Consider the following 21,543-nt stretch of genomic DNA (forward strand, 5'->3'; position numbering starts at 1 on the left):
TAGCGGACCGTCACGAGGCGTCCGGCCGCGCCCTCCGCCGGGCCAGGTAGGGCGCGGTACGGCTCTCCGGTGCCGCCGCGACCTCGTCCGGGGTTCCGGCCGCCACGATCCGGCCGCCGTCCGCGCCACCGCCGGGGCCGAGGTCGATGACATGGTCGGCGCCCGCGACCACCCCCATGTCGTGCTCGACGACCACGACGGTGTGCCCGGCGTCGACCAAACCGTGCAGCTGGCGCAGCAGCACCTCGGTGTCGGCGGGGTGCAGTCCGGTGGTGGGCTCGTCGAGGAGGTAGAGGGTGTGGCCGCGGCGGGTGCGCTGGAGTTCGGTGGCGAGTTTGATGCGCTGGGCCTCGCCGCCGGACAGCTCGGTGGCGGGCTGGCCGAGCCGCAGATAGCCGAGGCCCACGTCCTGGAGGGTGCGCAGGCTGCGGGCCGCCGCGGGGAGATCGGCCAGGAAGCCGGCGGCGGCGTCGACGGTCATCGCCAGGACGTCGGCGACGGTCCGGTCCCGGTAGGTGATCTCCAGGGTTTCGGGGCGGTAGCGGGCGCCGTGGCAGTCGGTGCAGGGGGCGTACGTACCCGGCAGGAAGAGGAGTTCGACGGCGACGAAGCCCTCGCCCTGGCAGGTCTCGCAGCGGCCGCCGGCGACGTTGAAGGAGAACCGTCCGGGCGTGTAGCCGCGGGCGCGGGCCTCGTCGGTGGCGGCGAAGACCTTGCGCACCGCGTCGAAGAGTCCGGTGTAGGTGGCGAGGTTGGAGCGCGGGGTGCGGCCGATCGGCTTCTGGTCGACGCGGACCAGCCGGTCGATCGTCTCCAGCCCCTCGGCGGCGGTGAGCCGGGCGCGGGCCATCGGCCCGGCCGCGTCGCCGTCGGCCGCTCCCTGCTGGTCCTCGCCCGCGCCGAGGTGGTCCCGTACGGCGTCCGCGAGCACGCGGGTGACCAGCGTCGATTTACCCGAACCCGCGACACCGGTGACGGCGGTGAAGACGCCGAGCGGGAAGGCCGCGTCCAGGCCGCGCAGATTGTGCAGGGTGACGCCGCGCAGGGTGAGGGTGCCCGAGGGGCTGCGCACCGGGCGTGCGGCGGGTGGTGCGGGCTCGAAGAGGAACCGGCGGGTGGCGGAGGCGGGGGCGTTTGCGAGCGCGGCGACCGGGCCGCTGTGCAGGACCTGCCCGCCGTGTTCCCCGGCGTGCGGGCCGACGTCCACGATCCAGTCGGCGCGGCGCACCACGTCCATGTCGTGCTCGACGACGAACAGCGAGTTGCCCGCTTCCTTGAGCCGTCCCAGGACCGTGAGCAGGGACTCCGTGTCGGCGGGGTGCAGGCCGGCGGACGGCTCGTCCAGGACGTAGACGACGCCGAAGAGACCGGAGCGCAGCTGGGTGGCGAGCCGCAGCCGCTGGAGTTCGCCGGCCGACAGGGTGGGCGCCGGCCGGTCCATGCTCAGGTACCCCAGGCCGAGTTCGGTGAGGACGTCGATACGGGCCACCAGGTCACGGGCCAGCACCGGTGCCACCTCGTCGTCGGCGCGCCCGGCGGTGGGCTGCAGCAGTTGGGCGAGGGCGCTCAGCGGCCGCCCCGCGAGGGTGGCGATGTCGTGGCCCTCGAAGGTGACGGCCAGCGCCTCCGGGCGCAGCCGCCGCCCGTGGCAGACCGGGCAGGGCTCGGCGACCATGAACCCCTGGACGCGCCTGCGCAGGGTCTCGCTCTTGGAGTCGGCGAAGGTGTGCAGCACATAGCGCTTGGCGCTCATGTACTGGCCCTTGTAGGGGCGTTGGATCCGTCCCACGTCGCGGACCGGGTGCACGGTGACGACGGGCTGTTCGTCGGTGAACAGGATCCAGTCCCGGTCGGTCTGCGGCAGCTCGCGCCAGGGCCGGTCGAGGTCGTACCCGAGGGCGTCGAGGATGTCACGGAGGTTCTTGCCCTGCCAGGCCCCGGGCCAGGCGGCGATGGCGCCCTCGCGGAGGGTGAGCGAGGGGTCGGGGACGAGGGAGTCCTCGGTGACGCGGTGGACGGTGCCCAGCCCGTGGCACTCCGGGCAGGCGCCGGCCGCGGTGTTGGGCGAGAAGGCGTCGGAATCGAGCCGTTCCGTCACCCCCTCCGGGTAGTCGCCGGCGCGGGAGAAGAGCATGCGCAGGGTGTTGGAGAGGGTGGTGACGGTGCCGACCGAGGAGCGCGAGGTGGGCGCGGAGCGGCGCTGTTCCAGGGCAACGGCGGGCGGCAGGCCGGTGATGTCCTCGACCTTGGGCGCGCCGACCTGGTGGATCAGCCGCCGGGCGTAGGGGGCCACCGACTCGAAGTAGCGGCGTTGCGCCTCGGCGTAGAGGGTGCCGAAGGCGAGGGAGGACTTGCCCGATCCGGACACCCCGGTGAACGCGACCAGCGCGTCCCTCGGGATGTCCACATCGACGGAGCGGAGATTGTGCTCACGGGCGCCGCGCACCCGTACGTACGAGTCGGCCATGCCTCCATGATCGGGCACGGTCCTCCGTGATCGCGCACCGTCTCCTCCGTGGTCGGGCGCGGTCAGCCGTGGTCGGGCGTGGTCAGCCGTGGTCGGGCGCGGTCAGCCGGCCGCCGTGGCGGCGGCGATCCGCTCGCGCGCCTCCTCCCAGGGCAGCGGAGCGGCGATGACCGCGCGCAGCGCCCTGACCTGGCGGGGCGGGAGCCCGGCCGCGAGCACGCCGACGGCACTGCCGTCCCGGCCGTAGAGCGCAAGGGCACGGCGTGCCGCCCGGTCCAGGACGGTGGTCTCGACCCGGTCGGCGCCCGCCGTCAGCCCGTATGCCTGGATCTTGACGGCGTACTGGTCGGACCAGAAGTACGGCACGGGGGCGAACGGCCGGCGTTCCGGGGCGGGGCCGGCGTCCTCGGCCCCGGCGGCGGCGTCCTCGGCCCTTGCCGGGCCGGACGCCTCCGCGGCGAGTTCGGCCAGGAGGTTGCGGGCCGCGGCCATGCCCTGTTCGGTGGCGTTCATCCGGTGCTCGAAGCGCAGCGGGCGGCCGTGGACCGGATGGTCCCAGCGGGCCACATCGCCCGCGGCATAGACGCCCGGGGCGGCGGCGCAGTACGCATCGCAGCGCAGCCCGTCGCTGGTGTCCAGGGCAGGGTCGTCCAGCCAGTCGACGGCGGGCCGGGAGCCGATCGCCAGCAGCACGAGATCGGCCGGCAGCCGGCTGCCGTCAGCCAGTCGTACGGCGGTGACCTGCGGGGCGGCACCGGGCAGGTTGTCGGCAGCAGCCATGTCGCCGCCACCGGCCGGGTCCGCGGGCGCCGTCTCGAAGCCGTCCACCGCTCCGGTGAGCAGCCGGACGCCGCGGGCGCGGTGCTCCTCGGCGAGCAGTTCGCCGACCTCGGTGCCGACGGCGGCGGCCATCGGTGTCGCCTCGATGCCGACGAGGGTGACCTCGTGCCCCAGTTCCCGTGCCACCGCGGCGGCTTCACAGCCCAGTACGCCGTTTCCGACGATCACCAGCCGCCGGCCGCCTCCCCCGGCGGCTACGCCCTCACTGCCGGGGGTACCCCCCTTGGCCAGCCGGCCTCGCAGGGCCAGCGCGTCGTCGAGGGTGCGCAGGGTGTGCACTCCGGCGATGCGGTCGGCGCCGGGCAGGGTACGGGCCGCGACACCGGTCGCAATGATCACGCCGGCGCAGCGGAGCGTCTCCCGCTCCCGGCCTTGCGCGAGCGGGGAAACCCCCACGCCACCGTCGAGCGTGAGGGCGCGGCCGGCCACGTCGAGCCCGGTGGCCCGGGTGCCGAGCCGCAGGTCGAGATCGAGCGGAGCGAGCTGCTCCGCGGTGCGCAGCAGCAGCTTCTCCGGTGTCCAGGCGCCGTGCAGCAGCTGTTTGGACAACGGCGGCCGGTCGTACGGGAGATGGGGCTCGTCGCCGATGAGGGTGAGCGGGCCGCGCCAGCCGAAGCGGCGCAGCGCCTCGGCCGCGGCGAGGCCGGCCGCCGAGGCGCCGACGACGGCGATCGGCAGGCCGGTCATGCGTCCAGCTCGATCACGGCGGCCGGACAGATGGCGGCCGCCTCACGGACCGCGTCGTGCGCTCCGGCCGGCGGTTCGGCGTCGAGCAGCACGACTACACCGTCCTCGTCGCGCTGATCGAAGACCTCGGGGGCGATCAGCACACACTGGCCGGCGGCGCAGCACTTGTCGGCGTCGAGGGTGATCTTCACGTCAGTGGGCTCCATTGCTGTGAGGTGACGTGGGGACAAACGGCCGGGACGCCCCAGGAGTGCCCGGCGGCGGGCCGGTGCCTCCGGGGGACGGGCAGAAAGCGGCTTCCGTGGAATCAGCCCCAAGGGCCGTCAGCCGAGGGACGCGCCGTACCTCCCGCCGGCCACCCGGCGGATCTCCTCCAGCGGGTACGGGGTCCGTCTGCTCTCCTTCTGCACCGTGCGGAAGAACTCCGCCATCACCGCGGCGAGCGGCGCATGCCGGGCGATGAGTTCCGCGGCCGGGACCGGGATTCCCGAGGGGGGCTCGCCGCCGGCGCAGGCGCGCACCCACGCGTCGCGTTCGTCCCTGCCGTACCCGTACAGAGCGGTGACCAGCCACTGCACCAGGTATGTGACGGTGTAGCAGCGGTCATAGGTCCGATGCCGGTCGAAGAAACCGGCCTCGTCCCGTGACAGCTCGAAGCGGGAGGAGACCGCGAGGCCGTAGTCCGTGAAGAAGAGGCGCCGGCCGTCGGTCAGGATGTTCTCGAAGTGGGCGTCGAAGTGCAGGAGTCCGCGCGTGTTCATGAACGAGGTGCCGGCTTCCAGCTCCCTCTCCACCATGGCGCATGCCCGGCCGGCCGCCTCGTCACCGGCTTCGAGCTGCCCGCCCATCCAGTCGTGCAGGTTCTGCGGGATGTACTCCAGGAACAGCGCAACCGTCGCCGAGGATCCCTGAAGCGCTTCGATACGGCTGCGCACCTCCGGTCCGCCGCCCCAGTAGGCGACGGCCCGTTCCACGTCCGCCAGTTCCCCGGGAAGCGGCGTCGCCGGTTCCGGCAGCACCCGCCAGTGATACATCAGGGGGAAGCCCTCGTACTCCCCCGCCAGCACCCAGTTCGTCGTCATGGTGTGCACGGCCAGTTCCCGCCAGGCCCCGAACCCCGGGCTGCCGATGCCGTACTGGAGGAAGGGCGGCAAGCCGAACACATTGGCCGTGGACCGGACGTTTTCCGGCTGTCTCTCCCGATCGGTGAGGGGCACCTGCTTCACGAAGACCGGAGTTCCGGAAACGTCCAGCAGCGCCGACTTTCCACCGATGCCGGAGCCGAGCGGCGGGGCCGCGTCCACGAGCTCGCGCAGTCCGCGGTCACTGCACAGGGCCAGGGAGGTGGAGACACCGCTGTGGGCGGCCAGACGCGCACCATGGGACATGTCGGGGAGCCTCACCCTCAGGCGACCTCGATGCCGTACTCCTGCACCAGCGCTTCCAGGCCGCCGGGGAAGCCCTTGCCGCCGATCACGAAGTCCCAGTCGCCGCCCGCCCGTTGGCGGAACGAGCCGAGGACCAGAGCGGTCTCCCCGCGCCGCCCGTCCGAGACCTCCAGGCGGCCCAGCTCGTCCCCCGACGCGTCCAGCAGGCGGACCCGGGCGTCGGTGAAGCCGGAGAGGTCGGCGTCGGGGTTGACCTGGGGGTCTATCGCCGCGACCAGGACCAGCCGGTCGGCGGCCGGTGGCAGCGCCTCGAACCGCACCTGCATCGCGGCCCGGTCGGGGGCGAAGCCGGGCAGCATCCGGACCGAACCGTCCGGGCTGCGGGGGTTGTTGTAGAAGACGAAGTGATCGTCGCTGAGCACGTCGGTCCCCTTGCACACCAGGGCACAGACATCGAGGGCGACCTCCCCGGACCAGTTCATACCGAGGATGTTGTGGTCCGCCGCCTCGTCGGCGGCGGCCGAGCCGGACGTGGCGTCCCCGCCGAGCCGTCCGCGCAGCCCGTAACGGCCGAGCAGATCGACGAGTTCGGGGCCGGCGATGAGGCTGAGCGGTTTGCCGTTGGCGAAGGTGTGGGCGCCGGGACCGAACCGGGAGGTGGTCACCAGCACGCCCTTGTTGGCGCCTTCGGACTGGACGGTGCCGTACAGGTCGCGGACGGCGGTCGGCGGGACGGTGTTGCGGTAGCGCTTGACCTGCACGACGATCTTGCCGCCGCGGATCGGGTCGGGGTCCAGCGCATCCACATCGACCCCGCCGTCGCCGGACCGCTGGGTGGTCACGGCCTGCATGCCCATGGCGCGGAACAGCTCGGCGATCAGGTTCTCGAACGCGATGGGATCCATCTCGTACAGATCCGGTTCGCCCTCCGTGCCGTGCGAGACGACGCCGCCGCCCGCCTCTCCCGGCAGGCGCACCGGGCGTACCGCGGTCCGCTGGTCGGGGCGGGCGGCGAGCTGCCCGCGCAGCCCGTCGGTCAGACACTCCACCGCGCTGACCTGCTCGAGGCGGAAGGTGTCGAAGGAGCTGCGGGGGGCCATGACCGTCGCGAGATACACCTGCGCAGGGCGGCCGGTCACCGGGTCCACATCGTCCACGAAACCGTTCAGCGCCACCGAGTCCAGCGTGCCGTAGCCGTCGGCGGCGAAGAGGTCGCGCAGCACCAGCAGCACGCTCTGGGCCAGCACTTCGCGGTAGAGCGCCCGTCGCTGCGCAGCCGGCCTGGCGGTCTCCTTCTCGCGGTCGGCGGTGGGCATATAGCGGACGGACTTGGTCTCCGGGACGATGTCGTAGCCCGGGAGCTCCCAGTCCAGGACGAGCTGACGTGCCGTCGGGTCGTAGGCCGCCGCGACCTGCCGGGGAAAGCCCTCCGGCCAGGCCGTGGAGGAGTACAGCGCGGCGGAGAAGTACTCGACGGCCGCGTCCGCGTCACCGCCGCGCAGGCCCGACAGCAACTCCTCTATGCCGGAGTTGTGCTGCCGGATCCCGGCCAGGGCGCCCGCGGCCCACTGGTCGTACTGCTGCCGGTAGGAGGCGAGTTGGGCCTGCCGGCGGCTCTCCGCGGCCTGGGCCGTGTACCAGTCCTGCTCGTAGCGGGCGCGGGCCTCTTCCTGGGCACGGTCACGGCGGGCGCCGAGGTGCCAGCCGCCCGTCGGTGCGTGATAGCGGGCCGGATCAGGCATCGGTACCGGCGTGGCGAGGGCGCCGGGCGCGAACTCCTCGATCCGCTCGGGGCGCAGCAGCGCGGCGGCGGAGAAGGCGGGGGCGCGGCAGCCGTCGGCGAGCAGGCCGGTCAGGGCGGTGACGCGGGCGTCCAGTTCCTCGGTCCGACGGCGGGCGTCGGCCTCGCGTTGCTGCCGGTAGGCCGTCTGCCGCTCACGGTGCATCCGCGCCATGGCGCGTTCGGCGTCCCGTGCCTGCCGTTCCTGGTCGCGCTGCTGCTGTGCTCGCGCGCGGCGCTGGGCTTCCTGCTGGCGCTGCTGCTGACGCTGCGCCTCGGCCCAGACGGCCATTAATCCATGGGAACGGCGGCTCATATCGCTGTGTGTCCTCCCCCCGGGGTGGACTGCCCCCGGAACCCTGTGGAAGCGGTTTCACCTGCGTTGTTGGGTGAGACTTTAGCGGGGGAGCGAGAGGCTGGTCACGGTTGGGGAGGAAGATTCCGCGCCCTTCGTGCGGTGCCCGCCGGCGTCGCCGCCGCCCGCAGCTTCGCCGCCGTCACGGCCGGGTCGTAACCGTCGGGCACCCCTGGCACCAGCACCACATCACCGTCGATGTGCCGGGTACGCAGCGGCAGGATCTCCCCGTAGGCAGGCGAGTCGTACCAGCCGCGAGCCCGCGCCAGGTCGGGGAAGGCGATGACGACCACGGATCCGGGCCAGTCACCTTCTGTGACCTCCACTTCGGAGCCGTGGACGAGAAAGTGACCGCCGAAGGGGTCCAGGGTCGCCTGGATCTTCTCGATGTAGTCGAAGATCTCCGGGTGGGGGGCGGTGGGGCGAAGGTGAGCGATGGCGTATGCCGTCATGGGACCGACTGCCTTTCCGGCGGGTGACTGGTGCATCGGCGTCCACGTTTCCAGTCCTCGCGGTACGGGTCGATTACCTCCGGGGTAAGACGGCAGGCACCGGGCGGGGGGCGCCAGTTGGCGGATAGTGAACCAGGGCCTTTGCACAGCCGCGCCGTTGTCCACGTCTGATCACCGCATGACGGGATCGCCTTAGACTCGACGGACACCGTGCCGGATCACAGTGAAGAGAGGAGATGAAATGAAGCAGCCACCACCCTTCGCCTCCCTGTCCGCCGCACTTGCGGCGCTCGGGACGGTGCTGGGCTTTCTCGCGGTCCAGTTGCGTACGGACGGTTACGAGCAGTACGTCGAGTCCGTCGCCACCGCCAGCGTCGTGATGTGGACGACCGCCTGCCTGACGGTCGTGACCTGGTCCCGCTGGCGCCAGGGGAAGTCGAGCTGAGCTCCCCGCACGCCGACGGGCGCCGGGGCATCAGCCCTGGCGCCCGTTGCACGCGGCTCGGTCCCGCCCTCACTGCCACACCGGCACACCCGGCCGTACGGAGCTGAGCGCATTGCCGACAGTGCATGCCGACGCGCCGTGCACACCCTCGGTAGAGTCCGGCCATGGCATACACCTTCCAGGTAACCGTTGACTCGGCCGCCCCGCACTCCCTCGCCGACTGGTGGGCCGACGCTCTCGGCTGGGAAGTGGAGCCGAGCGACGAGACGTTCATCCGCCGGATGATCGCGGAGGGCCGGGCGGGCGAGGACGACACCACCACCCACCACGGCACCCTCGTATGGCGGGTCGGCGCCGCGATCCGCCATCCGGAGGGACTGGACCGGGCGCCGCGCATCCTCTTTCAGCTCGTGACGGAGCCCAAGGTGGTCAAGAACCGCGTCCACCTGGACGTGCGCACGGGCCCCGACGATCCGCACACCGTGGTCGAGCGGCTGATCGCCAAGGGGGCCACGCTCCTGCACCACGGCAAGCACGGGCCCTTTGCCTGGACCACACTCGCCGACCCGGAGAACAACGAACTCTGCGTTTCGTCGTGACGCAAGGACGGGCGGGCCCGAGGCTCAGATCGCGCGGTGGTGCTCCGCCCAGTACGGGTCCCGCAGCTGCCTCTTGAAGAGCTTTCCCGACTCGTCCCGCGGCAGCAGCTCCTCGAAGACCACGGCCCGGGGCACCTTGTACCCGGCAAGCCTCTCGGCGACATGGGCGCGTACCTCCTCGGCGCTGAGCAGCACACCGGGTTCGGTCTGCAGATGGGCGGCGAGTACTTCGCCGAACTCCTCATCGGGGATACCGAAGACCGCCGCGTCACGGACCCCGTCGAGGGCGAGCAGGCAGCCTTCGATCTCCGCGGGGTAGATGTTGACGCCGCCCGAGATGACCATGTCGTTCCGCCGGTCGCTGAGGAAGAGATAGCCGTCCGTGTCGAGATGGCCGATGTCTCCGATGGTGACGTATCCGGGCAGGCCCGGTACTTCCATGGCGGCGCGCCGGCCGGGGTCGCCGAGGTAGGTGAACGGGGGCCAGCCGTCGCCGGGTTTCAGGTAGATGTCACCGGTGGCTCCGGCCGGCAGCGGCTCCTTGCCGGGGCCGATGACCGCCACCTCGCAGGTTCCGGTGGCGCGTCCGACGGTGCCGGGGTGGGCCAGCCACTCGGCACTTTCGCACCAGGTCACGGCGCCGGTCTCGCTGCCGCCGTAGTACTCCCGCAGTACCGGCCCCAGCCAGTCGATCATGGCGTACTTGATATGCGGCGGACAGGGCGCCGCGGCGTGTACGACGGAGGTGAGCGAGGACAGGTCGTAGCGCTCGCGTACGTCCTTCGGCAGCCGCAGCAACCGTACGAACATCGTCGGCACGACCTGCACCTGCTCGATGCGGTGGCGGGCGATCAGCCGCAGGAACTCCTCGGCGTCGAAGCGCGGCATGAGGGTGATGTCCAGGCCGGCCGCGAGGGCGAGGACGGCGTGCTGGCTGGGAGAGGCGTGGTAGAGCGGCGCGGGGATGAGCGTGCGTCCGCCGGGGGCGACGGCGAAGCGCTCCAGGAATAACCGCACCCCTTCTTCGAGCTGGTCGGGAGCGACGGGCTCGCGCAGAACTCCCTTGGGGAGCCCGGTGGTTCCGGAGCTGTAGATCACGGTGGGCGGGCGTTCCCCGGCGGCCTGGTCCAGCGGGGCAAAGCCTTCCAGCCACCGGTCGAGCAGCGGGTGCTCTCCCGTGACGGGCGGTACGGCGATCTTGCAGGCAGCCGCGACCCCGGCGGGAAGGGCGGCCTCGACGATCCGTACGCCGTCGGGGAGCACAGCGGTCACCGCGTCCAGCATGTCGCTGTGCGCAAAGACGACCTTGCTGCCGCTGTCGGTGAGCACATGCCGCAGGTCGTCCTGGCGGAAGTGCCAGTTGACGGGGACCGCCGAGGCGCCCAGCAGGGCGGCCCCGGCGGTGATCTCCAGATGGGCGGGCTCGTTGCGCATCACGACGGCGATCCGGTCGCCGGGCCCGACTCCCGCCGCCCGCAGCCCGGTGGCGATCCGCGCCGCACGGTCGAGGAAGGACGGATAGTCGCGCTCATGGCCCGCGCAGCGAATGGCCGGGGCGCCGGCGACGGGCGGGACGACGGCTTCCATGGTGCCTCCAGTGAATGCGACCGGAAGGCCCATTGAACCGACAAGTCCGGTGGTTATCCAGAGCGCCCGCCGCAGGCCGGCACTCCCCCGGGCCCTGGACGGCGTCTCTTCCGGCCGCTCTCCCCCGACGTTCCTCTTAGATCCGAGGTCTTGCGCTTCTCCGGCCTTCTCCATCCCCAACTTCCGTCCCGTTTCCGGAAGATGCTCCGATGTTTGTCGCGTCTGCGGTCTTCCGGTCCGGGTTCGGGCGCTGCACCATGCGGGGTGGCACAGGAGGCACGTACGTGACCAACTGACCCGAGGAGCGAGCGATGCACAGCCGCACCAGACCGTTCCGGCTGCTGGGGCTCATGGGGGTGCTGGGCGCCCTGCTGCTGGCCGCAGGCAGCCCCGTGGCCGCCGCAAAGCCCCCGCCGCGGCCCGCCGCCGGCCCCGGAACCAACCACGCGACCGACGATCCCTTCACCTCGTCGCGCACCTCGTGGTGGCGTCAGGGCCGCTTCGGGATGTTCATCCACTTCGGCGCGTACTCCAACCTGGAGGGCGAGTACACCCGGCCCGACGGCACGGTGTGCCGCAACGCGGAGTGGATCAAGCGCGAGTGCCGGATCCCGGACGACGTGTACGAGAAGCAGGCCGCCGCCTTCAACCCGTCCGCCTTCGACGCCGGGGCGATCGTCCGGGCGGCCAAGGACGCCGGCCAGCGCTATATCGTCATCACGGCCAAGCACCACGACGGCTATGCGATGTGGCCGACGCGGCAGAACACCTGGAATCTGCGCGACCACTCGTCCTTCGACCCGCACCGCGACATCCTCGCCGAGCTGAAGAAGGCCGCCGACGCCGCCGGGATCAAGCTCGGCTTCTACTACTCGATCTGGGACTGGCACGACCCGGACTTCGCCGGCCCGGCGACCTTCCCGCGCTACAAGAAGCGGATGTACGGCCAGCTCAAGGAGCTGATCGACAACTACGACCCGGCGCTGTTGTGGTTCGACGGCGAATGGGACGCGGACAACCCCACCAACCGCTGGTCGCGTCAGGACGGCGCCGACCTCCAGGCATATCTGCACGGAATGAACCCCCACCTGATCGTCAACAACCGCGTCGGCAAACGCGAGGTGGTCGACGGGGACTTCGGCACGCCGGAGCAGGAGATCCCGGCGGAGCCCGTCGACGGGCAGCTGTGGGAGAGCTGTATGACGCTGAACGACCACTGGGGCTTCGCCAGGTACGACACCCACTGGAAGCCGGCGGCGACGGTGGTGCGCAACCTACTGGAGGTGGCGAGCCGCGGCGGCAACTATCTGCTCAATGTGGGCCCCGACAAATCCGGGCGCATCCCGCAGCCGTCCGTCGACCGGCTGCGCGAGACCGGCCGGTGGCTGGGCGCGCACGGCCAGGGCGATGCGGTCCACGGGGCCGGACACACCGGGCTGGTGGCGGCCCCGTCCTGGGGCACGGTCTCCCGGCGGGGCGACACGCTGTACGCCGCGGTCACCTCCTGGCCGGCCGCCGGCGCGCCCCTGCACCTCACCGCCAAGGGGCGGTTCGAGATCACCGCCGCCCGGGTGCTGGGCAGTTCTCAGCAGGTGAAGGTCGCCCGGACCGGGGACGGCTTCGACGTCACCCCGTCCGGCACCGCCACCGGTCCGCTCGCCACCGTCATCCGGCTCACCCTCACACCGCCGGCCGCGGCACCCGCCGGCACCGGAACGGGGCTGACGGCGCAGAGCTGGGCGAACGGCTCCTTCACCGGCCCGCCCGCGGTGACGACCGTCGACCCGACGGTGAACAAGGCCTACCGCTTCGACGGCTCACCGGACCCGTCGATCCCCGCCGATCACTTCAGCACCCGCTGGACCGGCAGCATTCAGCCGCGCTTCGACGAGACGTACACCTTCACCACCGTCTCCGACGACACCGTGCGGCTGTGGATCGACGGCAAGCCGGTGATCGACAACACCACCCCGCACGGCCCGAAGGCCGACAAGGGGACCGTCACCCTGCGGGCCGGTCACCGGCACAGCATCCGGCTCGACCACACGGAGCAGACCGGTGAGGCCTATCTGAAGCTGCTGTGGTCCAGCCCGAGTCAGCCCCAGCAGATCGTGCCGCAGCGGCAGCTCTACGCCGACTGACCACGGCCGTACCGGCCGGCCACGGGCGGGCGGAGGGCGGAGGGCGGGCAGAGACGGACGGGCGGGAAAAGTTCCACCCCGGGTTGGGCCGTCCGGGTCAGTCCGAGCCCCCGGGGGTGCCCGGTCCGCCCCCCGCGGTGGCGCCGTCGGCCGATGCCGGCGGGCTCACCGGCCGCTGTGTCTGCTCGGGCGCCGGCCCTGACCCCGGAGGAGGAGGCCCACGGGTCAGGGCCGACGCCCGAGCGATCGGTGATTCAGTCGATGCCGCGGAAGATATTCGGTTCGGCGGGATCGTCATCGCAGCCGGCGAGACGCACAGGGGCGCAGCGGTCCCAGACTTCCAGATTGCGGACTTCCTTGATCCGGCCGGGCCGCTCGCCCTGCTTCAAACGGGGCTGCTTGTGTTGAGCCTTGTGCAATGCCACCACGCACTCCTTCATCTGAGGTATTGGTCCGACGCGGTGGCGCCTTTTTCACAAACCGGGAGGTCGGCCAAGGTTTGTGGCGTTCCCGCGACGGGCCAATGGTGTTGGCGTCTCCCAGAAAGGTCGTCCGTCGCCCCTCAGAGTAACGACGCCGCACTCCGCGCGCTCGACGTTTCCCGGCGGCACCGGCACGTCATCGGAAGATGCGGATACGAGGCCCCTGAACGAGGGGAAAACGGGCGGAATGTGTGACGCACATCACTCACTCCAATGGCCCTCAGGTTGCTGCATTCGCCCCGATCCCTACGCTGAAGAGTGACCGGCGGATCCGGCTCCCGTCGCCGCGCGCCCTGCTGCGGGGCACCCGGCGGCAGTGCTACCCATGGGCGGGTGGCATGGTTCTCGGATTCCGGTTACTGGCTCGGGCGGCTGGTTTTCCAGCGCATGCTGGCCGTTCTCTACGTGGTCGCGTTCGTGGCGGCGGCCCGGCAGTTCCGGGCACTCATCGGCGCGCGCGGCATGCTGCCGGTGCCCGCCTTCGTGGCGCGGGTGCCGTTCCGCGCGGCGCCCTCGGTCTTCCACCGGCACTATTCGGACCGCTTCTTCGCCCTCTGGTCGTGGAGCGGGGCGCTGCTGGCCGCGGCCGTGGCGGCGGGGGCGGCGGATGCCGTGCCGCTGTGGGCGTCGATGGCGCTGTGGGCCGCACTGTGGGCGATGTATCTGTCCATCGTGAACGTCGGGCAGACCTGGTACAGCTTCGGCTGGGAGTCGCTGCTGCTGGAGGCCGGTTCGCTCGCGGTGTTCCTCGGGAACGGCGAGATCGCTCCCCCGGTGCCCGTGATGTGGCTGCTGCGCTGGCTGCTGTTCCGGGTGGAGTTCGGGGCCGGGCTGATCAAGATGCGCGGCGACCACTGCTGGCGGGATCTGACCTGCCTGTACTACCACCACGAGACGCAGCCGATGCCCGGCCCGTTGAGCTGGTTCTTCCACCATCTGCCCGGGCCCCTGCACCGGGTCGAGGTGGCAGCCAACCATGTCGCCCAACTCGCCGTGCCCGTCCTGCTGTTCACTCCACAGCCGATCGCCGGATGGGCCGCGGTCGCGATGGTCGTCACCCAGCTGTGGCTGGTGCTCTCGGGCAACTTCGCCTGGCTGAACTGGGTGACCATCGCGCTCGCCGTCTCGGCCGCGGCCCCGCTGTGGGGGCCACCGTCCACGCCGCTGCCCGCGCCCCCGGTGTGGTTCGAGGTCCTGGTTCTCCTCGCCACGGCCGGGGTCCTCGTCCTCAGCTATCGGCCGGCACGCAATCTGCTGGCCCGGCAGCAGATGATGAACACGTCCTACGAGTCGCTGCATCTGGTCAATTCGTACGGGGCCTTCGGCAGTATTACGCGAGTGCGCCGGGAAATCGTCGTGGAGGGGACCGCGGACGCGGTGACCGGGCCGGAGACGGCCTGGCTCCCCTATGAATTCCGTGGCAAGCCGGGCGCGGTGGGGCGACTGCCGCGCCAATTCGCGCCGTATCACCTGCGACTGGACTGGCTGATGTGGTTCGCCGCGCTGTCCCCGGCCTATGCGCGGTCGTGGTTCGTCCCGTTCGTCGCACGGCTGCTGGAGAACGACCGGGACACGCTGCGGCTGCTGCACCGCAATCCGTTCCCGGATCTGCCCCCGGCCCGGATCAGGGCCAGGGTCTTCCGTTACCGCTTCACGACCTGGCGGGAATTGCGGGAGACGCGGGCGTGGTGGCATCGCACCGAGGAGCGGGAGTTTCTGGCGCCGATTGCGCGGTCAGCTCTGCACGGAAGGCGATGACCATGTCCCGGGCGTGGCGCAGTCCGATACGGGTGAAGTCCGCTTCCAGGGAGGAGAGTTCGGCCAGGGTCTCGTCCCGGTCGCGGCCGAGGCGGGCACGGGACTTCGCCAGGCCGAGCCGGGAAAGCGCCTCCCCGCGGGGCTCCTGCATCTCGCGGAACTCCCGCAGCGAGAGGGTGTACGTCTCGCGCGCCGAATCGTAACGGCCCGCCCGGTAGAACACATTGGCGCGCATCTTGTGGTTGTACGCGAGCGCACTGGCCAGGTCCATGGTGCGGCAGATGGCCTCCGCCTCGGACAGCAGCGCCAGCGCCCGCTCCGTCTCGCCCTGGACGGACAGGACATCGGCGACGCCCCGCAGCGACCAGGCGCGCCCCCGGAAGTCGTCGGCCTCGGCGGCGATACGGGCGGATTCCTCGAACAGCTCCAGGGCCTTGTCGTAGCCGCCGGTGTTGCGGTGCATCTGGGCTATGCCGGACATCGCCCAGACCATGTGCCGGGCCTCGCCGTGCGCCCGGCCCTGTTCCAGCAACTGCTCGTGGAGCTCGGCGACCGCTTCGTAGTCGCCCTGTATGCGGCCGGTCTCGGCGAGGCCGGCGAGCGAGTAGCCGTGGGCGAGGCGGTCGCCGCTGCCGTCGGCCAGCGCCACGGCATGGGTGAGCAGCCGGCGGGCGAGCGGCAGGGAGCCGCACTGGCGGGCCAGAGTGCCGCCGCTCCACAGCGCCCAGGCCATGGCACCCCGGTCACCGGCACCACGGGCACTGCGGTAGCTCTCCCGCCAGGCGTCGCCCGCCTGGGTCACCCGGCCGAGCCGCCGGTTCGCCTCGGCGACCGCGAGCGCGGCCCGGGACCGCTCCAGCGCCGTGCCGGCCTCGGCGTGCGCGCGGCTCGCCGTCGTCAGCACCTCCTCGTACGAAGAGTTCACACCCAGTGCCGTGCCCAACTCGCCCTGATATTCCGGGGCGAACGCCTTGCCGTACATAGATACCCGTGGCCTCTCGATGATCCTTGCGCCTTGATCAACAACCTACGAGCAGTGGGGGGTGCGGCGAATCAGTCCGCGTATGGGTTGTGCTGTACGACTGTGGTGCTACGGGAGGGGGTCGTGGTCATCATGGGGATGTAGGGGGACGTCAGGGTCACCCCTGACGGGGTACCGCCATGGCGTTGCACCTCACGCCCCTCGGGTGGCGTCACTTGCCGGAGCGGGCGCGGGCGGGCGACCCTGCTGCCACGACCACCCGATCACGGACCACCGACCGCCGAGCACCGAGGTGTGGCATGAGCGCAGCGCGTACGGGAACGCAGGCCGGGACGGGGAGCAGCCGCATCGACCGCAGGCGGTTCCTCGGCATCGCGGCGGGGCTGGCCGCGGCGGGCGGGGCAGGCGGGGCGGGTCTGCTGACAGCGGCGGATCCGGCTCCCGGACACCTCACCCACCACTCCACCCGCCACGCCGCCGGGCACCGCCGGCGCCGCCTCCGGCCGCTCTTCCTGGGGACGTACACCTCGGCCGCGGGCGGCGGGGCCGGGGTCGGACTCGGTACGTACGACACCGTGACCGGCCGGATCACCCGCACCGGTGTCGTGGAGGGGGTCGCCGACCCCTCCTACCTCGCCCTGGCGCCGTCCGGCCGTACCCTCTACGCGGTCGACGAGCAGGAGCGGGGCGAGGTGACCGCGATGGCGCTGACGCCGGGCGGACCGCCCACGGTGCTGGGCAGCCGGTCCACCGGCGGCGCCGGTCCCTGTCATCTGTCGGTGCACCCGAGCGGCCGCTGGCTGCTCAGCGCCAACTATCTGTCCGGCAGCGTCGCCGTGCATCCGGTCGACCGCGCCACCGGCTCCCTGGGCGCGCGCACGGATCTGGTCACCCACACCGCCCCGCCGCCCGGTCCCGGCCAGGACGGGCCGCATGCCCACCAGATCATCACCGCCCCGGACGGCCGGCACGTACTGGCCGTCGATCTCGGCAACGACACCGTCTACACCTACCGGCTGGACGAATCGGCCGGAGAACTCACCCAGGTGTCGTATGCGTCGCTGCGGCCCGGCGCGGGCCCCCGGCATCTGACGTTCCACCCGTCGGGTGCGTTCGCCTATCTGGCGAACGAGGTCGACAACACGGTCGTGGTCTGCCGCTACGACCGGAGATCCGGGCGGCTGACACCCGGTGCGCCGCAGTCCACGGGGACCGGCCCGGGCACCAGCTATCCGGCACAGCTCCTGGTCACCCGCGACGGCGGCTTCGCCTTTCTCGCCAATCGCGGTCACAACAGCCTCACCCGCTATGCCGTGGAGGCGGCCGGGGCACGGCTGCGGCTGCTGGACACCGTGCCGGTGGGCGGGGACTTCCCCCGGCAGATCGCCTTTTCGCCGGATCAGCGGTGGCTGTTCGCGGCGCACCAGAAGTCGGGGTCGGTGACGGTGTTCGCGGTGGATGCCCGGACCGGGGCGCTCCAGCGCGCGGGCGCGCCGTTCCCGGCTCCGGTCCCGGTGTGCGTCCTGCCGCTGTGAGGGCGGCTCCGGTCCCTCCGCGGCGTCCCGGGTACCGAAGCAGCCCAGGTCCTGAAGCGTCCCGGTTCCTGAGGCATCCCGGGTCCTGAAGCGTCCCGGGTACTGAAACACCGCGGCAACAGTCCTGCACGGTTGGCCGATTAGCGTCGGCTTGCATGAGCACGGGAACGGTACCGACGGTACGGGACGACGGCACGACGACGACCGGGGCGGCGACGGGGCCGGGCGGACTGCAGCAGGGGCTCCACCGCCGCCATATGCGGTTGATCGCGCTGGGCGGGGTCATCGGGGCCGGGCTGTTCGTGGGCAGCGGGGTGGTCGTGCGGTCCACCGGCCCGGCCGCCGTGCTGTCCTTCCTCGCGGCCGGCGTGCTCACCGTACTGATCATGCGGATGCTGGCCGAGATGACCGTCGCCCGCCCGGCGCTGGGGTCCTTCTACGCCCATGTCCGCGAGGCCCTGGGGCTGCGTGCGGGTTTCACGGTCGGCTGGCTGTACTGGTACTTCTTTGTGATCGTGGTCGCCGTCGAGGCGGTGGCCGGCGGCCGGATCGTCCAGCTGTGGATTCCGGGCGCCCCGTTGTGGGCGGTCAGTCTGGTGCTGATGACGCTGCTGACCGCGACCAACATGGTCTCGGCGCGCTCGTACGGCGAGTTCGAGTACTGGTTCTCGTCGGTGAAGATCCTGGCGATCGTGGTGTTTCTCGTGCTCGGCGCCCTGTTCGTGCTGGGGCTGTGGCCCGACGCCCCCGGCGGGCTGGGCAACCTGACCGCGCACGGCGGGTTCGCGCCCGAGGGCATCGGCGCGGTGCTCGCCGCCGTCGTGCCCTGCATCGGATTCTTCACCGGCGCGGAGATCGTCACCATCGCGGCCGCCGAGTCCGTCGAGCCGGAGCGGGCGGTGGCGGGGGCGATCCGGTCGATCGTGCTGCGGGTGGTGGCCTTCTACGTGCTGTCGGTCTTCCTGGTCGTCGCGGTGGTGCCCTGGACGTCGAAGGCGATCGAGGTGAGTCCGTACGCGGCGGTGCTGGACCGGCTGGCGGTGCCCGCGGCGGGGACGGTGATGAACGCCCTGGTGCTGGTCGCCGTGCTGTCCTGCCTGAACTCCGCGCTCTACACGTCCTCCCGGATGCTGTTCGCGCTCACCCGGAACGGGGATGCGCCCCGCGGATTCGCCAAGGTCAGCGACAGCGGGGTACCCCGCCGCGCGCTGCTGGCCGGAACCTCGGTCGGCTATCTGTCGGTGGTCGCGGCCTGGCTCTCGCCCGATGTCGTCTTCGAGTTCCTGATCAACTCTTATGGCGCCATCGCCCTGTTCGTCTACCTGGCGATCGCCCTCGCGCAGGTGCGGTTGCGGCGGAAGCTGGAGCGCACGGAGCCGGAGCGGCTGACCCTGAAGATGTGGCTCTTCCCCTGGCTGAGCTGGGTGACCATTGCGCTGATGGCGTCGGTGACCGGGGCGATGGCGTTCCTGCCGGAGCGCCGCTCGCAGTTCTGGCTGAGCCTGCTGACGGTGGCCGTGGTGCTGGCCGGGTACGAGCTGCGCCGCAGGAAGGGCCCGGACGGTGTGCCGCGGCCGGAGGACCGCCGTCCCGCGGCCCGGCGGTGAATACAGGTCCCGGGGAAGCGGGCCGCCCGGCCGCGCGGTGCCGCCGCTGAGAAGAAGCGGCGGGCACCACGTCGGTCCGGGCACGAGCCCCCGGTCACTGGGAAGCGGACCCGCCCCAGCTCTGGGTGATGGCGAGCTTGGCATTGCTCTGCTGGGTCTCGGTCGGGAAGCTCGGCGTGCCGGAGACCTTCGGCAGCTTCGCCGCCGCGGTCTTGTCGAGCTTGCCGGCCTTCTTCATGGCGTCCATCAGCGCCGGGCGGGCGAACCCCTTGAGTCTGAGGTTCTGGCCCTCGGGGCTGTAGAGGAACTCCTGCCACAGGCGCGCGGCCGCGGGGTGCGGCGCATCCTTGTTGATGGCCTGCGAGTAGTACTGGGAGAACTTGCCGTCCGAGGGGACCGTGACCGTCCAGTCGACGCCCTTGGACTTGAACGCGTCGGTGTACCCGGCGTTCAGGTAGTCCCAGTCGACGCTGATCGGCGTCCGGCCCTTCGCGATGGTGGCCTCGGTGGATTTCACGGGCGCGAGAATGCCGTCCTTCTTCAGCTTGGTGAAGAAGTCGATGCCGGGCTGGATGTCCTCGAAGGAGCCGCCGCGGGCGAGGGCCGCCGCGTACACGGCGCCGAAGGCCGAACCCGAGGTGGTCGGGTCGCCGTTGAGCGCGACCTTCCCCTTGTACTGCGGCTGGAGCAGATCCTTGAAGCTGGTCGGGCAGGTCTGCACCCGCTTGGCATCGCAGCCGAAGGAGATATAGCCGCCGTAGTCGTTCGCCCAGCGGCCGATCGAGTCTCTTTGGACATCGGGGATGTCGGCGAAACCGGCGACCATGTACGGCGCGAGCAGCCCGTCCTGAGCGGCGCTCTGCGCGAAGGAGCTGCCGAGGTCGAGGACGTCGGGCGCGTTGTCCTGGCCCTTGCGCGAGGTGACCGCTTTGATCTCGTCCTGGCTGGCGCCCTTCGGGTTCTCGACCTCGACCTTGATGCCGTACTTCTTGGTGAAGCCGTCTATCAGGGCGCCGTAGTTGGCCCAGTCGCGGGGCAGCGCGATCGCATGCAGGGTGCCTTCCTTCTTGGCCGCCTCGGCCAGGGCGTCGACGCCGCCAAGGGCCTCGGCCGTGGTCGCGGTGGCCGCGTTCTTTCCGTCGGTGTTCGCGTCGGAGGCCCCGCCGCATGCGCTGAGGGCGAGTGCGGCGGGGATGGCGAGGACGCCGGTGAGGACGGCTGTCCTCGGCGGGAACACGGTCACGGTCACTCCAGGGGTACGCGCAGAGGGTTGAGGGGGATTCATGCGGGGCCACACAGGGGATGCACGTGGGGGGTAAGCACCTGCCCAACGGGCTGTCTGACAAGTTGGGCCTCAGTAGGCCCAACTATGGTGTCCGGCAGGTAAACATTGGTAAAAGTACTGACTCCGATTCGCTCGCAATCGCAGCTCGCGGGGGTCACGACGGCACCTCGTCCGGGCCGGCCGCGCTGCACACTCCGCACACAACTCCGCGCTCGGGAAACCGGGTGGCGCGACGCCAGGCGAGTACCGACGAGACGGGGCGGACTGCTCCACAGGACACTCCCTAGCCGGCCAGGTACTGCCGCAGCAGATCGCGCAGGTCGGTCTCGAAGGCGGCGTACCGGCGGCGGAGCCGGTCGCCGGGCCAGGCCTTGGGCAGGAGCTCGGCGGGGAGCAGGGGGTCGGAGAGGAGATGGCGGAGCGCGGCCGCGGCGATGGTGAAACGGTCGGCGGGGGCGTCGGCGCGGTCCAGTGCACGGGCCAGGGCGCGGGCGCGGTGCGCCCACCCGGTCAGGTCCCACAGCCGGGCGGCGAGCGCGGCCGGGTCGCCGTCCGGGGCGCCGGTGAGCCAGGTGCACTGCTCGGTGACGACAGCGGGGCGGGGGCGGTCGAGGTTGGCGGGGCGCAGCCAGCTGCCCTCGCGGAGCTCGGCCAGCCGCAGCGCAGCCATGGCCTGGCGCAGGGCGGTACGTTCGGCCGGCGGCCGGCCCTCCGCCGTGGCGACCACGGCGATCTCCCAGTCCCCGCTCCAGGGCCGGGTCCTCGGTGTGCGGCTCTCGTCCTGCCGGGCCTGGCGCGCCAGAAGGCGGGTGGTGAGGGCATAGGAGCCGTCGTCCTGCCGCAGGTCGTCGGCGGCCACCATGCGGGAGAGCGCGACCCGGACGGTGCCCTCGGCGATGCCGAACAGCTCACCCACCCGTACCAGGGCGCGCGCGGGCAGCCGTGGCGGGTGGTGACCGAGAAGAGTGCTCAGCACGATCGAACGTGCGGTGAGCGGCCGCAGTGCCAGGGCGGCGGCCTCGGTGGCGTCGGAGGTACCGGTGCCGTGGGGGGTGCCGGTGTCGTCGTCGTTCATAGGTGCAGGAGAGTCTAGCGACGCCGGTCAACAGGACACCCTTGCCCGTTACCGCGCATGACAGCGCATGACCATCTG

At 71.5% G+C, this 21,543-nt stretch carries 17 protein-coding genes; 6 read left to right on the forward strand and 11 right to left on the reverse strand.

The genetic code is table 11. The features are described 5' to 3' along the window. Window positions 1–10 precede the first annotated feature (10 nt). The 6 genes from uvrA to OHS81_RS04490 all read right to left on the reverse strand — a co-directional run bounded on the left by uvrA (window position 11) and on the right by OHS81_RS04490 (window position 7,969). On the reverse strand, window positions 11–2,467 hold the full coding sequence (uvrA, locus tag OHS81_RS04465) for an excinuclease ABC subunit UvrA (RefSeq protein ID WP_328382631.1): 2,457 nt from the start codon (window positions 2,465–2,467) through the stop codon (window positions 11–13). Window positions 2,468–2,569: 102 nt separating this feature from the next. Further along, on the reverse strand, window positions 2,570–3,994 hold the full coding sequence (locus tag OHS81_RS04470; RefSeq protein WP_328382633.1) for an NAD(P)/FAD-dependent oxidoreductase: 1,425 nt from the start codon (window positions 3,992–3,994) through the stop codon (window positions 2,570–2,572). Further along, window positions 3,991–4,185: a ferredoxin gene (locus OHS81_RS04475; protein WP_328390895.1), complete on the reverse strand. Its 195-nt coding sequence runs from the start codon at window positions 4,183–4,185 to the stop codon at window positions 3,991–3,993. Before OHS81_RS04475 ends, OHS81_RS04470 begins: the two co-directional genes overlap by 4 nt. A gap of 132 nt (window positions 4,186–4,317) precedes the next feature. Beyond that, window positions 4,318–5,382: a protein kinase family protein gene (locus OHS81_RS04480; RefSeq protein WP_328382635.1), complete on the reverse strand. Its 1,065-nt coding sequence runs from the start codon at window positions 5,380–5,382 to the stop codon at window positions 4,318–4,320. Window positions 5,383–5,399: 17 nt separating this feature from the next. Further along, window positions 5,400–7,478 (reverse strand): restriction endonuclease, encoded by a 2,079-nt coding sequence (locus tag OHS81_RS04485; protein ID WP_328382637.1) that lies wholly within the window; start codon window positions 7,476–7,478, stop codon window positions 5,400–5,402. 104 nt (window positions 7,479–7,582) lie between these two features. After that, window positions 7,583–7,969 (reverse strand): DUF1330 domain-containing protein, encoded by a 387-nt coding sequence (locus OHS81_RS04490; RefSeq protein WP_328382639.1) that lies wholly within the window; start codon window positions 7,967–7,969, stop codon window positions 7,583–7,585. Between the two features lie 241 nt (window positions 7,970–8,210). On the opposite strand from OHS81_RS04490, the gene OHS81_RS04495 reads away from it, so the two are divergent. Next, on the forward strand, window positions 8,211–8,414 hold the full coding sequence (locus OHS81_RS04495; RefSeq protein ID WP_328382641.1) for an SCO3870 family protein: 204 nt from the start codon (window positions 8,211–8,213) through the stop codon (window positions 8,412–8,414). A gap of 164 nt (window positions 8,415–8,578) precedes the next feature. Beyond that, window positions 8,579–9,013 (forward strand): VOC family protein, encoded by a 435-nt coding sequence (locus tag OHS81_RS04500; protein WP_328382643.1) that lies wholly within the window; start codon window positions 8,579–8,581, stop codon window positions 9,011–9,013. Between the two features lie 24 nt (window positions 9,014–9,037). On the opposite strand, the gene OHS81_RS04505 is transcribed toward OHS81_RS04500, so the two are convergent. Beyond that, window positions 9,038–10,600: an AMP-binding protein gene (locus tag OHS81_RS04505; protein ID WP_328382645.1), complete on the reverse strand. Its 1,563-nt coding sequence runs from the start codon at window positions 10,598–10,600 to the stop codon at window positions 9,038–9,040. 311 nt (window positions 10,601–10,911) lie between these two features. Between OHS81_RS04505 and OHS81_RS04510 the strand changes: the two genes are divergently transcribed. Continuing rightward, a complete protein-coding gene (locus OHS81_RS04510) occupies window positions 10,912–12,741 on the forward strand; it encodes an alpha-L-fucosidase (protein ID WP_328382647.1) in 1,830 nt (609 codons plus the stop codon). A 254-nt stretch (window positions 12,742–12,995) separates the two neighbouring features. On the opposite strand, the gene OHS81_RS04515 is transcribed toward OHS81_RS04510, so the two are convergent. Beyond that, window positions 12,996–13,166, reverse strand: coding sequence for a hypothetical protein (locus OHS81_RS04515; protein ID WP_158686011.1), 171 nt, complete (start codon window positions 13,164–13,166; stop codon window positions 12,996–12,998). A 390-nt stretch (window positions 13,167–13,556) separates the two neighbouring features. On the opposite strand from OHS81_RS04515, the gene OHS81_RS04520 reads away from it, so the two are divergent. Next, window positions 13,557–14,981 (forward strand): lipase maturation factor family protein, encoded by a 1,425-nt coding sequence (locus OHS81_RS04520; protein WP_328382649.1) that lies wholly within the window; start codon window positions 13,557–13,559, stop codon window positions 14,979–14,981. Here the strand turns inward: OHS81_RS04520 and OHS81_RS04525 are convergent. Beyond that, the gene (locus tag OHS81_RS04525) at window positions 14,875–15,963 is read right to left on the reverse strand and encodes a tetratricopeptide repeat protein (protein ID WP_328382651.1); all 1,089 of its coding nucleotides are present in this window, start codon (window positions 15,961–15,963) and stop codon (window positions 14,875–14,877) included. The two genes, OHS81_RS04520 and OHS81_RS04525, sit on opposite strands and share 107 nt — an antisense overlap. Before the next feature lie 299 nt (window positions 15,964–16,262). Between OHS81_RS04525 and OHS81_RS04530 the strand changes: the two genes are divergently transcribed. Then, a complete protein-coding gene (locus OHS81_RS04530) occupies window positions 16,263–17,498 on the forward strand; it encodes a lactonase family protein (protein WP_328382653.1) in 1,236 nt (411 codons plus the stop codon). Window positions 17,499–17,653: 155 nt separating this feature from the next. After that, entirely contained in the window at window positions 17,654–19,105 is a 1,452-nt protein-coding gene (locus OHS81_RS04535) for an amino acid permease (protein ID WP_328382655.1), read from the forward strand. 94 nt (window positions 19,106–19,199) lie between these two features. Here OHS81_RS04535 and OHS81_RS04540 read toward each other — a convergent pair whose 3' ends face one another. Together OHS81_RS04540 and OHS81_RS04545 are read right to left on the reverse strand one after the other, a co-directional pair. Then, the gene (locus tag OHS81_RS04540; protein ID WP_328382657.1) at window positions 19,200–20,348 is read right to left on the reverse strand and encodes an ABC transporter substrate-binding protein; all 1,149 of its coding nucleotides are present in this window, start codon (window positions 20,346–20,348) and stop codon (window positions 19,200–19,202) included. Window positions 20,349–20,673: 325 nt separating this feature from the next. Beyond that, the gene (locus tag OHS81_RS04545; protein ID WP_328382659.1) at window positions 20,674–21,465 is read right to left on the reverse strand and encodes a PaaX family transcriptional regulator C-terminal domain-containing protein; all 792 of its coding nucleotides are present in this window, start codon (window positions 21,463–21,465) and stop codon (window positions 20,674–20,676) included. Window positions 21,466–21,543: the final 78 nt, after the last annotated feature.

Source organism: Streptomyces sp. NBC_00400, from assembly GCF_036048035.1.
In the GTDB taxonomy this organism is placed as follows: Bacteria; Actinomycetota; Actinomycetes; order Streptomycetales; family Streptomycetaceae; genus Streptomyces.

Excerpts from the sequence above, each read along its gene's own strand:
- OHS81_RS04480 (WP_328382635.1), bottom strand. The coding sequence starts at position 5,382 with ATGTCCCATGGTGCGCGTCTGGCCGCCCACAGCGGTGTCTCCACCTCC.
- OHS81_RS04500 (WP_328382643.1), top strand. The coding sequence starts at position 8,579 with ATGGCATACACCTTCCAGGTAACCGTTGACTCGGCCGCCCCGCACTCC.
- OHS81_RS04530 (WP_328382653.1), top strand. The coding sequence starts at position 16,263 with ATGAGCGCAGCGCGTACGGGAACGCAGGCCGGGACGGGGAGCAGCCGC.
- OHS81_RS04510 (WP_328382647.1), top strand. The coding sequence starts at position 10,912 with ATGCACAGCCGCACCAGACCGTTCCGGCTGCTGGGGCTCATGGGGGTG.
- OHS81_RS04525 (WP_328382651.1), bottom strand. The coding sequence starts at position 15,963 with ATGTACGGCAAGGCGTTCGCCCCGGAATATCAGGGCGAGTTGGGCACG.
- uvrA (WP_328382631.1), bottom strand. The coding sequence starts at position 2,467 with ATGGCCGACTCGTACGTACGGGTGCGCGGCGCCCGTGAGCACAATCTC.
- OHS81_RS04505 (WP_328382645.1), bottom strand. The coding sequence starts at position 10,600 with ATGGAAGCCGTCGTCCCGCCCGTCGCCGGCGCCCCGGCCATTCGCTGC.
- OHS81_RS04485 (WP_328382637.1), bottom strand. The coding sequence starts at position 7,478 with ATGAGCCGCCGTTCCCATGGATTAATGGCCGTCTGGGCCGAGGCGCAG.
- OHS81_RS04470 (WP_328382633.1), bottom strand. The coding sequence starts at position 3,994 with ATGACCGGCCTGCCGATCGCCGTCGTCGGCGCCTCGGCGGCCGGCCTC.
- OHS81_RS04535 (WP_328382655.1), top strand. The coding sequence starts at position 17,654 with ATGAGCACGGGAACGGTACCGACGGTACGGGACGACGGCACGACGACG.
- OHS81_RS04495 (WP_328382641.1), top strand. The coding sequence starts at position 8,211 with ATGAAGCAGCCACCACCCTTCGCCTCCCTGTCCGCCGCACTTGCGGCG.
- OHS81_RS04545 (WP_328382659.1), bottom strand. The coding sequence starts at position 21,465 with ATGAACGACGACGACACCGGCACCCCCCACGGCACCGGTACCTCCGAC.
- OHS81_RS04490 (WP_328382639.1), bottom strand. The coding sequence starts at position 7,969 with ATGACGGCATACGCCATCGCTCACCTTCGCCCCACCGCCCCCCACCCG.